Annotated in this window: 13 protein-coding genes; 6 read left to right on the top strand and 7 right to left on the bottom strand. The window is 50.2% G+C overall.

Annotated elements, in window-relative coordinates; genetic code table 11:
• Positions 1 to 83: 83 nt before the first annotated feature.
• Positions 84 to 476 carry an Hsp20/alpha crystallin family protein gene (locus CA13_RS04550; protein ID WP_419193937.1) on the bottom strand — a complete coding sequence of 131 codons (393 nt, stop codon included), beginning with the start codon at positions 474 to 476 and terminating at the stop codon, positions 84 to 86.
• 103 nt (positions 477 to 579) lie between these two features.
• Positions 580 to 1,008 (bottom strand): Hsp20/alpha crystallin family protein, encoded by a 429-nt coding sequence (locus CA13_RS04545; RefSeq protein WP_146394795.1) that lies wholly within the window; start codon positions 1,006 to 1,008, stop codon positions 580 to 582.
• Positions 1,009 to 1,271: 263 nt separating this feature from the next.
• Here CA13_RS04545 and CA13_RS04540 point away from each other — a divergent pair, with 263 nt between their 5' ends.
• Positions 1,272 to 2,219, top strand: a complete 948-nt coding sequence (locus tag CA13_RS04540; RefSeq protein WP_419193936.1) for a PAC2 family protein — start codon at positions 1,272 to 1,274, stop codon at positions 2,217 to 2,219.
• Positions 2,220 to 2,277: 58 nt separating this feature from the next.
• Complete coding sequence (gene trxA, locus CA13_RS04535) at positions 2,278 to 2,700, top strand: thioredoxin (RefSeq protein WP_146394793.1); 423 nt, start codon at positions 2,278 to 2,280, stop codon at positions 2,698 to 2,700.
• Between the two features lie 56 nt (positions 2,701 to 2,756).
• On the opposite strand, the gene CA13_RS04530 is transcribed toward trxA, so the two are convergent.
• The 3 genes from CA13_RS04530 to CA13_RS04520 all read right to left on the bottom strand — a co-directional run bounded on the left by CA13_RS04530 (position 2,757) and on the right by CA13_RS04520 (position 4,681).
• Complete coding sequence (locus CA13_RS04530) at positions 2,757 to 3,659, bottom strand: helix-hairpin-helix domain-containing protein (protein WP_146394792.1); 903 nt, start codon at positions 3,657 to 3,659, stop codon at positions 2,757 to 2,759.
• A gap of 73 nt (positions 3,660 to 3,732) precedes the next feature.
• Entirely contained in the window at positions 3,733 to 4,233 is a 501-nt protein-coding gene (locus CA13_RS04525) for a CBS domain-containing protein (RefSeq protein WP_146394791.1), read from the bottom strand.
• A gap of 133 nt (positions 4,234 to 4,366) precedes the next feature.
• Positions 4,367 to 4,681 carry a TraR/DksA family transcriptional regulator gene (locus CA13_RS04520; protein ID WP_146394790.1) on the bottom strand — a complete coding sequence of 105 codons (315 nt, stop codon included), beginning with the start codon at positions 4,679 to 4,681 and terminating at the stop codon, positions 4,367 to 4,369.
• A 302-nt stretch (positions 4,682 to 4,983) separates the two neighbouring features.
• Between CA13_RS04520 and groL the strand changes: the two genes are divergently transcribed.
• The 3 genes from groL (at position 4,984) to CA13_RS04505 (ending at position 8,605) form a co-directional block, all read left to right on the top strand.
• On the top strand, positions 4,984 to 6,597 hold the full coding sequence (groL, locus tag CA13_RS04515) for a chaperonin GroEL (protein WP_146394789.1): 1,614 nt from the start codon (positions 4,984 to 4,986) through the stop codon (positions 6,595 to 6,597).
• Between the two features lie 797 nt (positions 6,598 to 7,394).
• Entirely contained in the window at positions 7,395 to 7,871 is a 477-nt protein-coding gene (locus tag CA13_RS04510) for a CBS domain-containing protein (protein ID WP_146394788.1), read from the top strand.
• Positions 7,868 to 8,605, top strand: a complete 738-nt coding sequence (locus CA13_RS04505; RefSeq protein ID WP_146394787.1) for a ZIP family metal transporter — start codon at positions 7,868 to 7,870, stop codon at positions 8,603 to 8,605. The genes CA13_RS04510 and CA13_RS04505 overlap by 4 nt, the downstream gene beginning before the upstream one ends.
• A 25-nt stretch (positions 8,606 to 8,630) precedes the next feature.
• Here CA13_RS04505 and sufB read toward each other — a convergent pair whose 3' ends face one another.
• Positions 8,631 to 9,992, bottom strand: coding sequence for a Fe-S cluster assembly protein SufB (gene sufB / locus CA13_RS04500; protein WP_146394786.1), 1,362 nt, complete (start codon positions 9,990 to 9,992; stop codon positions 8,631 to 8,633).
• A gap of 313 nt (positions 9,993 to 10,305) precedes the next feature.
• On the opposite strand from sufB, the gene CA13_RS04495 reads away from it, so the two are divergent.
• A complete protein-coding gene (locus CA13_RS04495; protein ID WP_419193935.1) occupies positions 10,306 to 10,824 on the top strand; it encodes a hypothetical protein in 519 nt (172 codons plus the stop codon).
• A gap of 121 nt (positions 10,825 to 10,945) precedes the next feature.
• On the opposite strand, the gene ahcY is transcribed toward CA13_RS04495, so the two are convergent.
• Positions 10,946 to 12,232 carry an adenosylhomocysteinase gene (ahcY, locus tag CA13_RS04490; protein WP_419193934.1) on the bottom strand — a complete coding sequence of 429 codons (1,287 nt, stop codon included), beginning with the start codon at positions 12,230 to 12,232 and terminating at the stop codon, positions 10,946 to 10,948.
• Between the last annotated feature and the right edge of the window lie 83 nt (positions 12,233 to 12,315).

Here is a 12,315-nt window from a genome sequence, read left to right as displayed (position 1 = left end):
ATCCTTTTTTTTGATGGTAAAAACACAGGTCCTTCGCCACAAAATGCAGCGAAGGAGGAGCCGTATCGTTTTGTTAGCAGGATTTAAACGGCTTTGACTTGGATTCGTTTGGGTTTGACTGCCTCGGTCTTTGGCAGGTGCACGACAAGTACACCGTTGTGAATTTCGGCATTGATTTTGGCGGGATCAATCGACTCACCAATCATGAAGGTGCGTTGATAATCGCCTACGCCATATTCCTCACAGAGCATGGTTTCAGCTTCCTTGCGCGATGGCACCTTTGCGTGAATCATCAATTGCTCGTTCTCATAGCGAACATCGAGATCCTTTTCTTCGACGCCTGGCATGTCGCCATAGAGCGTTAACTCGTTGTCAGACTCGACAATATCAAAACGTGGTTGATAAGCGGGTGATTGGCTTGTTGGCTCTGCTTCCATTTGAGCGGGATGAGGTTTTGTCAGTGGTTTGTTTGTCATCTTAAAATCTCCGATAATTGGCATGTTTTCACAGGAATATTGAGCGGCTACTCAAAGGGATTTACCGCACTTGCCGTCTACCGGCGGGGTGCCGGAAAACTTTCTAACCCGCTGTCACCGAAATGTGACGAGGTTTTGCTTCTTCTTTCTTTGCCAAGGTGATTTTTAATACGCCTGCTTTGTATTGAGCAGTCGTCTTTTCTGCATTGATGCTCGATGGCAATTGGATGCTTCGCGAGAATCGACCGAAGCTGCGTTCTTGTCGATGCGTAGAACCTTCGGCGCGTGGCGGTTGTTTTCGTTCGCCTTGAATCGTCAGGGAATTTTCATCATTGGAAAGAAGCTCCATTTCCTCTAGCTCCATACCAGGAATTTCACTCTCGACATATAGGTTGTCCTCGTCTTCCCAAATGTTTACGGGCGGATAGGCACGCGGACGAAACATGCTTTCTCCGGATCTGTCACCAAACAGTCGCTCCATTTCATCCTGCATCCGGTTAATCTCATTTGCCCATGGAATGTTGAATCTCATTTTTTCACCTTCGATGTTTGTGATCTAATACTTTTTGTATTCGGATGGACAGCTTCCGACGCACAAATTGCCGAATTGCAATTCGTGTGCCGTGGCAGTTCATAGTGTCGTTCACCGCATGTTTCCAATAAACGAAGTGCAATAGCCGCACGCATGCGTCAGGCAGATGCCCAAATCAGCACACCACCACGGTATGCTCTTTGCACGCAAACGTTTCGATGGTCTTGCTTCGTGTTGCGGTTTTGAAATTGCAGGGTTTCATCATGTCTGACGAAATGAATTTGAAAGCACCATGGTTGGTCGCCGTTTGGCCGGGGATGGGGCATGTCGCGTTAAGTGCCGGGTACTTTCTGATGGCAAAACTCAACATGCACCAAATGGCCGAGTTCAGCGGTGGTGGTTTATTCGATGTTGACTTCGCGATGATCAAAGACGGTGTGATCCAAAACACGCATCAACCTCGCAGTCGGCTGTTTCTATGGAAGGGACAAGAAGGCAAACGCGATATCATCGTTTTCATTGGCGAACAACAGCCGCCACGCGGAAAGTACGCGTTTTGCGAAAACCTAATCGACTTTGCTCGCGATCATGGCGTTGAACGAATCTTTACGTTCGCCGCGATGGCAACCGAGATGCACCCCGAGCAAGAATCTCGCATCTTTGCCGCCGCGACGGACACAACATTGCTCAAAGAACTCGATCGGCCCGAGGTGCGTATTCTTCAGGAAGGACATATTGGCGGTTTAAACGGAGTGTTGCTTGGTGTTGCAAAGGATAAGGGGATGCCGGGCATTTGTCTGCTCGGAGAAATGCCGCACGTGTTTGCTCAAGTTCCGTTTCCAAAAGCTTCGTTAACGGTGCTAAAATTGTTTGCAGAAATGGCAGAGATTCAAATGGACTTTACCGAACTGGCACATCAAGCCGAGGAAATTGAACATCATCTGGGCGACATCGTTGCCAAACTTCAAGCCAACCTACAGCAATCCGAATCGCAAGAGCCTGAGGAGGAATTCAAAATGCCTGAGCAATATGAAGGTTTGTCAGAAAAAGATGAACAAAAAATCGAATCACTTTTCGAACAAGCGCGCCAAGACCGCTCGAAAGCCTACGAGTTAAAAAGCGAATTGGATCGTCTAGAAATTTTTGACGATTATGAGGATCGCTTCTTGGATCTGTTCTCAAAACCGCAGCATGACGGTTCTCAGTCGTGAATCCAGCATTCATCAAAACACGGTGCGAACCGAACGTGCAGAATCGTTGAGTACTCCAATGGATATAACCCTTGTTTGTGCCGGATGTGGAGCGGTCAATCGCTTGCCCGACTCGAAAATGCGTGACAAGCCGGTATGTGGTAAGTGCAAACTCTCTCTACTACCAACGGCCCCGGTTGAGTTAACCGAGGCGACCTTCACAAAATTCATCACACGGACAAGCATGCCGGTACTCGTCGATTTCTGGGCACCCTGGTGCGGTCCGTGTCGCATGATGGCGCCTGCATTCGCCCAAGCTGCGGCCCAGCTTTCACCGCGAATCATCTTGGCGAAGCTGAATACCGAAGACGCTCCGATAGCCGCTTCCCCGTTCGCAATTTCGGGAATACCGACAATGATCTTGTTCCGAGGCGGCAACGAAGTCTCTCGTCAATCGGGGGCGCTTAACACTCAGCAAATTATCCAATTCGCAACGACTTAGTTCCGCCGCCCCTTCTATCGCAAACCGCCGCCTCGGAAGCGTGATGCGTGTTCGCGCTACGCTTGGTAGTATTCGAGACATTCATCTTCTCTGCCACGCACGATACGACGACCGCTTAGTTTGCCAAACCGTGACGTGATCACAGTCCACCGACCGTGCGAATGTGCATCGTCACGATAGATCACGACCCAATCCTTCGTCGTTTTCAGATCATGAGCACGAGCGGTATTGGAATACAAAGCCGAATAATGATGCCCGTTTCGCTCGCGATGCAATATCGGAAGCCAAGCCACATTGCCGGGATTGAACTTCCGAGGTGCGATCTTTGGAAGTTTGTCTTTACTGGCCAGACGACGGTACTGCTCGTCAACTTCAAGGATTTCGCCAACGGGAACAGACCGGTTTGTTTCCGGAAACAAGCTTGCCCCGCGGTGACTCTGTTTCTGCATTCGCTGAGTCAACGAATCACGAATCGCTCGCGCACGTTTGCGGCCAATACCGGGCACTTGATCGAGTTTGCCTTGGCAAACGGCAGCGAAAAGTTCGGGCAGCGTTTCGACATGAAGTTGCTCATGAATCCGCTGAGACAATTCCGGACCTACCCCGGGCAGCATTGTAAAATATTGCTCCGTCGAACCTTCCCCGCGGAGACGATCCAACAGCGGCATGCGGCCGGTTCGCAAAGCTTGAACGATTAAATTCGCTATCGATTTGCCGATCGTCGGCAACTCAATCAAACCATCGATTCCTTCATGTTCATAGATCAATTGCAGAGGGCTGGTCAGTTTTCGCACCGTTTCAGCAGCACTGCGATAGGCGCGTATACGAAACTCGCTCGCTTGTTGATTACTTAAAATCAAACCAATCTCGTCCAACCGATCCGCCATCGCATGGTTTTCTTGCAGAGCCTCAAGTTCGTCCGCAGCGTGAATCGGATCATTGGATAAAATGACGGTCATCGTTGGTTCTCCTAAAAATGTAGGACAACGCCGGCCCGCTATCAAAAAGGTGATTTCCGCGGAGACCAGCTAACTACGATCGGACGAGAAATCGGTGGTTCATGATTTCGTGAACGTCAATGGATTTTCGCTCTTGATCGTGCAAACGGACCCATTGACGATAGTACTGGTCCAACGCCTTTAATGCGTCACTTCGACAAACCATGCCAAGCAAATGCTTGTCGTCAACAACGGGCAAAAACCGGCACTTATGGCTGATAAAGACCGATGATAAGACAAAAATATCGGTGTCAGAGGTGACGCATAACGGGTGCTTTTGCATGATCGTCGCCGCCGTCTGGATAGGCATGGGTGAGCCATAGAAAAGTTCATTGCTGAGATGCTCCATGCAATCCGCTTCGGAGATGTATCCCAACAGTAACTTTTTGCCGTCCTCGACACGAATAACCAACACGTTGGCAAGTCGGTGTCGAGTAAGATACGACACAACGTCTGCCAAAACCGTCTCAGGCTCAATGGAATGGATACCTGTCTGCATCAACTCATCTGTTTTGGGTACCGATGGCATCTTCATTTCATTCCCCTTAATCCATATTCACATTTATCCACAATCACAACGGTCGTCAATCCGTACCGTTATCGCTCGCAACAACAACCCATTTTTATGACGGGTAAGCAAATCGGTTCATCAAAGACCACTTCTAACGCTACGCACAATTAGCACAACTCGTCGTATAGGGAAGTAATTCCAGTCGTTCGCCTGAGATCATCTCACCACATTTGGCACAAACGCCGTACGCTCCCTGATCAAGTCGATGGATCGATCGTTTGATTTGATCGATCTCGTCATGAGCCTGAGCACTCAGCGACTGCAGAACTTCATCGTTAATCCGCTGCGAAGCTTGTTCCTCCCAGTCCTCATCGCCGGGCTGTCTCAATCGATTGTCGATCTTTTCAGCACGTTCGATATGCACTCGAAGATCTTCTTCTAGACGCTCGCGAATTTCGGCTAAGTCAAACATCGCAAATGGTTCTCCAAGGAATCTTGTTGCGTGCGTTGCCGCACACCAAACTCTCGCACGGTTCCAAAATGATGACTTCACTTCCTACCGTTGGGCCGCCTCACGACATCGATCAATGCAAATTCAATTCCAATATTGACCACAATCGAATGAGTGCGACAAATAGAGGCAACCGCTATTCGTATTCGGTACGCGCGTTGCAGTAGGTGTGTAGCAAAAGTTCCAAATCTCTGGTTGCGTAGCGGCGGTGACGATCGTCGAATTTGCACGACGAGGCGATTCTTAAACGTGGAGTTTCTGCGATGTCTAAACTGATTGCGTTTGATAACGATGTATTTGAGGCGCTTCGGCGAGGGGTAACGACACTGTCCAAAGCAGTCAAAGCGACTTTGGGCCCGCGTGGCAAGAATGTAATTATTCGAAGCGGATTCGGCGGTCCCTCAATTACGAAAGATGGCGTCACGGTAGCCAAAGCTATTGAGTTGGAAGACCCGCTTGAGGATGCCGGCGCACAAATGGTTCGGCAAGTTGCTTCGCGGACCAACGACGTTGCTGGCGATGGCACCACAACCGCAACCGTCTTGGCGGAGGCAATTTTCAATGAAGGACTTCGGGCCGTTGTCGCTGGCGTGCGTCCGGTTTACATGAAACAAGGGATTGAGGAAGCAGTGGAAGACATCGTGGCCTACCTGAAGACGATCTCGGTGCCGGTAAAGGATAATTTACAAATTGAGCGAGTGGCAACGATCGCTGCAAACAACAACGAAAAAGTCGGAAAGCATGTTGCCGAAGCTCTCGATAAAGTTGGAAAAGATGGTGTCGTAACGTTGGACGATGGCAAGAGTACCGAGACGGAAATTGAGTGGGTCGAAGGCATGCAATTCGATCGCGGCTACCTCTCGCCGTACTTTATTAACGACACGGAGAAAATGGAATGCGTACTCGAAGAGCCATTGATCCTCATCTTTGAAAAGAAGATAAGTGTGATTAAGCACCTGTTGCCCGTGTTGGAAAAGGCCAACCAAGCGGGTCGTCCCTTGTTAATCATTGCGGAAGACGTGGACGGTGATGCGCTGGCAACGTTAGTGGTAAATCGCCTTCGCGGAACGCTCAAGGTCGCAGCTGTCAAAGCCCCTGGATATGGTGATCGTCGCAAGGAAATGTTGGAGGATATCGCCATTCTCACTGGTGGCCAAGCAATCTTCGAGAGTCTTGGAGTCAACCTCGATGCCGTCAAACTCAGTGACCTCGGAATGGCACAGAAGGTTCTAATTGACAAGGACAGTTGTACGCTTATCAAGGGTGGGGGGGACAGTCAAAAGATAAAAAGCCGCGTTGCCCAATTACGTACACAACGTGAAAAGACGACAAGCGATTATGACCGTGAAAAACTTGATGAACGCATCGCGAAACTCGCCGGAGGTGTCGCCAAAATCAATGTAGGTGCGATGACCGAAACGGAAGTCAAAGAGCGGCGTTTCATGTACGAAGACGCAATCAATGCAGCCAAGGCGGCGAGTGAGGAGGGAATCGTTCCCGGCGGCGGAGTGGCTCTGTTGCGTGCATCGTTGGCCGTTGGCCGCGAGGGACTGCACGAAGACGAGCAAGTAGGCTACAAGATCGTGCTTCGGGCGTGCCGGTGGCCACTGACATGCATCGTTGAAAACGCTGGCCAGGACGGCAGTCTCGTCTGTGAAAAAGTCGCAGAGCGACAAGGCAACATGGGCTACAATGCCATGACCGATACTTATGAAGACTTGATGGAAACCGGCATCATTGATCCGACAAAGGTTGTCCGCAGCGAAATTCAAAACGCTGCGAGTGTGGCTGCCTTGTTGCTGACAAGCGATGTTCTGATCGTCGAAAAGCCAGAGGAAAAGGAAGAAAAAATGCCAGCTGGAATGGGCATGTACTAGCTCCGGTGAAACGTACTCGATCGTTCCATGACAGGAGCATTGGCGAAATCGTTTCGTTTGGCGTGCGAGTTACCGTATCGCGCGCCTACCGGGTTTTCCCATCTAGGTCAAAGATGACTCCTTGACTTTCCCATACAGGCTTCAAGGCAGGGACGAGTCATTGGCAATGTCGCTTCTTTGTCAACTGATCCACAGCGCTACAGGCGTTAAATTTCCGGGTGGGCTATGAATAACAAACTGGCCCTCGTGTATAGGTCGAAAGTGCAAATGGTCGCCGTCTAAGAAAACGCACGTCTTTCCAACATGTGCGTGTCCGCACACTCTGTGACACAGTACTGCACATGCCAGTTGCAGTGACATCCAGTCAAGTTCACAGCCCCTTTCCCGGAGGGTGTGACAGGTGTGTATATTGAGAACGGCCATCAATTCGGGCTGAAGATCCCTACAACGATTGCGACGTACTCCCCCCACCCAATAACGGATCCATCGCCGGCGCCGCACACGCCATGCAGCCAACAAATGAACGCCAATCAAGTCAATTCTCACTAAATCAATGCCCGCCGCATCGGTTAGCCGCAATGAATAAATAACCGAGTGAAGCAGGTCTTCCCCATCTTCGTTGTTGATCCATTGACATCGAAAAACGTTGGCGTGACTCGTTTGCAATCGAAAACAAGCCGGGTAACCTTTGCCGAACGGTAAAGAATTCAGTAGATTCACTTCCGGCACGTTGATTGCTTATGATGCCTTAGAGGGTTATTGATCTGGAACCACTTTTCAAACAGAGGTCGAAACAGATGAGTACAAAAACCACATCGGAAATTCTGATCCACAGTGTTATGCAACGCACTCCCATAAAGGTTTACGATTCCGACACGATCATCGATGCGGTCGATCGAATGAGAGAGCATCATATTTCCGCGTTACCCGTGATTGACGAAGGTGGCTATTTACAAGGCATACTCACCGTCAACGATCTTTTGCGTTTGGTACAAGACGCCGGCTCGAAAGTAATGGACGACTTCCCACTCTACGAAGACTGCTACTGGGTGACCGAACTTATCCGAGAAACTCTCGGCACCAATGAAGTGACGTCCGCGATGACGGCGGCACCCGTGGAAGCTTCTCTCGATGATACGCTCAAAGACGTTTCGAAGTTGATGGTCGAACATCAAGTGCATCATGTTCCCGTTGTGGGAACAGACCACAAGTTGTTAGGCATTATCACAACCATTGACATGGTCCGCCTCATTGCTGATGGGGTTCTAGATTGACAACTTTAGCATGGATTGTTTTTTCCGGCATCGCAATGAGCATTATCTCGTTGGTTGGTGCCGTGACGTTGCTGGTAAAAAGGGAGACGCTCAATAAATTATTGCTGCCGTTGGTCGCGTTCGCCGCAGGTTCTTTGATTGGCGGGGCGGTGTTGCATATGATCCCAGCCGCCGTGGACCAAATGGACAACAATCTTTCACTCTACCTGTGGCTTGTAGCTGGTTTCATGTTGTTCCTGGCTCTTGAGCAGTTCTTACACTGGCATCATAGCCACAACGCCACTGACGATGACACGCCACCGCTTACCTATCTAATCATTATTGCGGATGCGTTGCACAACTTCGTCGGAGGCATGTTCGTTTCAGCTAGTTTTATGGTTGATGTACAGCTTGGCATCACCGCGTTTCTCGTTGCCGCAGCCCATGAAGTTCCGCAAGAGCTTGGCGATTTCGGCATATTGGTGCATGGTGGATGGAGCACATCAAAGGCTTTGCTATTCAACCTGTTTTGCTCGTCGACCTTCTTGGCGGGCGGGATCTTGGCCTATGTTGCTTCGGACCATATCAACGTCGTTTTTCTCGTCCCCTTTGCAGCTGGAAACTTCTTATACATCGGAGCGGCGGATTTGATCCCAGAAATCAAGCACCACCACAGCGTAAAAACGAACCTACTTCATTACGCGGCTTTTAGCCTTGGGATCGGTCTATTGTTGTTAGTGCGATTGGTTGGTTGAGCAGGATTTCCCTTCAAGAAACTCTTTAGCCGACCGCTGAATCCATGGGCATCCGAATCAATTCGTTGAGTTGTTTCGCATAACACAAGGGGAGCTCTCGGGCCAACGGTTCCACAAATCCGCTGATCACCATTTCATTTGCTTCGCTCTCCGAAATGCCTCGACACATCAAATAAAACAGTTGCTCCCACTGGATTTTCGACACTGACGCCTCGTGACCAATCTCGACATCTTTTTCGGCGACATCCAACTCGGGATAGGTATCGCATCGACTCAACGGGTCAAGAATTAGCGAGTCACACACGACGTGCGACCTGGATCCACTTGCCCCCCGGTGAACTTGGATCAAACTTCGAAAAGTTGACCTTCCACCACCCCGAGAAATCGATTTAGAATTCACTTGGCTTGTTGTGCCCGGTGCCGCATGAATGACCTTTGTCCCCGTATCATGATGCTGACCCGCTCCTGCTAACGACAACGAAAGAATTTCTGCACGGGAATCAGGTTCAGCCAAGTAAACCGAGGGATATGCCATCGTCAGCCGTGAACCTAGATTGCCGCCGATCCATTCCATTAACGCGCCACGTTTGACGACCGCACGTTTGGTCGCCAAGTTATACATGTCTTTCGCCCAATTCTGGATTGATGTGAAACGGCATCGTGCCCGGGGTCCAACAACAATCTCGACGACGCCTGCATGTAAAGATTCGGTCGAACGGTGAAGTGCAGAGCAGGCTTCAACGTAACTTAGCCGCGACCCTTCTTCCAGCACGATCAGCGTATGCTCAAATTGGCCAAATTCTTTTGCGTTAACACGAAAATACGAATGCAGCGGCATCTCCACTTGAACACCAGCTGGCACGTACACAAACGCGCCGCCCGACCAAGTAGCTGAATTGAGCGCAGCAAACTTGTTATCCGATGGTGGTACGATCGTTCCAAAGTAGCGGCGTAACAGATCCGGATGCTCGCGAAGTGCTGTGTCGGTGTCTGTAAAGATGACTCCCTTTTGGTTGAGTTCCCTCTTTACACATCCATAGATCATTTCAGAGTCAAGTTGAGCTTGGACAGCCATGTTAAGTTGGCGTTCGGCGTTAGGAACACCAAGTTTGCCGAAATCTTGCTGTATCAAGCAGGGAAGAGAGTTCCAATCTTCCACCTTCTGTGTTTCGGGTGGCACAAAGAAGTGAATTTCGTCAAAGTTCAATCCACTCAAATCCGCCCCCCATGTAGGCATCGCTTTGCTGCGGAATGTTTCAAGAGCCCGCAAGCGAAACTCAAGCATCCAAGTGGGCTCGTGTTTTGATGCCGAGATGCATCGAACCACATCCTCACAAATTCCTTGCTGAAAACGTTTGTCGATCGGAAGGTTTGATAATTGTGTCATTGAGATTATTGCAATCGCGGAGGAACGTCGGAAAATGACGCGATCAAAGAATCAGGGCAACACGCATGCCAAATGGAACCGTATTCGCAGTGTCTGGCACTATCCGACAGACCTAAATCGGCATGCGCTTTTGGAAAGCTGCTGTTCGACATTTGCCGACACTAATCGGTCGGTACCACAGCGAAATGTTGATTGAAGTTGATTGAAGTTGATTTGTGGGACAGCCTGGGAATCGCGAATTCGTGCGGCTTTGTCTCACTTTCTGCATTCCGTCGCACATCTAAATAGTGAATCCGAAAGTGAGTTTTTTCAAATGAGTACAACATCATCCGCAAAACACAATTCGTCACAAAGCCCGATCACCACGTTTGCAGGTGAGTCAGACGCGCATCGAATGTCAAGGCATTGGCAAACTGCCATCCGCGTGATTCTGATTGCCTTAGTGGTGGCCGCGATTGTGCTATTCGTGTTCTATCGTGCGGCCGCCTATCTAGCGGCGATCCCCATTCCGATTTTGTTCGTCACGCTAGCTCTACTGGACTATTACGAACAGCGTTCAAGGACGCATCACCGACACAAGTTAGGGGAGGCGGACTTAAGCAAGCAGGAGATCGAAGAGGAGGTCGAAACAGCGGGAATCGTAATGGTGTTAAAAGTATTTATGGCACTGGCATTAGGGACCTTTATTGTCGCTGCCGCATTCTTTGACTGGGCGACCGTCGGAATCGCTGCCACGGCAACATTATTCCTGGCAATCCTAATCAATCTTCCCTACTTACTGCTTGGCTTCGCCGAATCGGAACGGGATGAGCGAGAGAAACTGTCCCACTAAGGAAACGCGCAACCTTTAGCTTGGTGGAATCAAATCTTGCATGTCAAATGCCAATATCCGTAGCGGTTTCACCAACGCGGCAAAGGAACGGTTATCCGATGTCGCCTCTTGCGAGTTTGGTTCAAGTGCCTGTTTCCCATGCGGATTGATATTGTTGCTGCTGCTCGGTCAACGTATCAATCTTAAGACTCATGGCTTCGAGTTTCACCTTCGCCACTTGCTCATCAATTGCGACTGGAACGCGATGGATCCGATCGGGCAATCGATGTAGACGCGATTGCGCTACGATGTACTCGACACATAGCGCCTGGTTCGCGAAGCTCATATCCATCACCGCACTGGGATGCCCTTCGGCCGCCGACAAATTGACAAGTCTGCCCTCGGCTAGAAGTTGCAATTTGCGTCCATCGTCCATCGTGAAAGTTGTGACATGAGGACGCGGGTGGGCGATATTGCACGACATTTCGCTTAGCGATTGAACGTCTATTTCGACATTGAAATGCCCTGAATTTGCAAGAATGGCGTCATCCTTCATCCGTTCGAAGTGCGGACGATCGATAACGTTGATGTCACCGGTCGCGGTGACGAAGATATCACCAATTTTTGCCGCTTCGTTCATCGGCATCACGCGGTATCCATCCATCGCAGCTTCGAGTGCTCGTAGCGGATTGATTTCCGTGACCACTACATTCGCGCCTTCGCCTTTGGCACGCATCGCGATACCGCGTGAACACCACCCATATCCCGCGACGACGAAAACCTTTCCTGCGATCAGAACATTTGTGGCTCGCAGCAGTCCGTCGATGGTCGATTGCCCAGTCCCATAACGATTGTCGAATAGGTGCTTCGTCATCGCATCATTGACTGCGATCACAGGATAGCGCAGGACTCCGTTTTTGGCCATCGCCCGCAGCCGCATCACGCCAGTTGTCGTTTCTTCGGTACCACCGAGCACCAACGGTAGCAAATCGGTACGTTCGCGATGCAGCATTGCGATCAAGTCAGCACCATCGTCCAGCGTCACTGCGGGCATAATATCGGCAGCCTTGTGCAGATGGAGATGATAGGCCTGTGGATCCTCACCCCGCTTTGCAAATACCGCTATACCGTGTTGAACCAGCGCCGCCGCCACATCATCTTGTGTGGAAAGCGGATTCGACGCACATAGCCGTATGGTTGCACCGGCGGTTTGAAGCACTTCGACCAACCGAGCCGTTTCGGTTGTGACGTGCAGGCACGCGGCGATCAAGATATTTTGGAGCGGTTTTTCCTCGCGGAATCGATCCTCGATCAATTTCAAAACGGGCATCTCGCGAGCGGCCCAATTGATTCGTTTTCGCCCTGCCTCGGCAAGTCCTAAGTCGGCGACGTCATGTTGGGTGATGTTTTCCATTTGCATCGTTTGCATAATTTAACCTCGTTCCTACCCCAGACTTCTGCTTCACTGGAAGCCGCAACTTATATGCCAACGTAGGTTTGAGGCACATCGTT

Source organism: Novipirellula herctigrandis, from assembly GCA_007859835.1.
In the GTDB taxonomy this organism is placed as follows: domain Bacteria; phylum Planctomycetota; class Planctomycetia; order Pirellulales; family Pirellulaceae; genus Novipirellula_A; species Novipirellula_A herctigrandis.
Note: the sequence above shows the minus strand (reverse complement) of the source record. Positions and strands in the feature narration are given on the sequence as shown.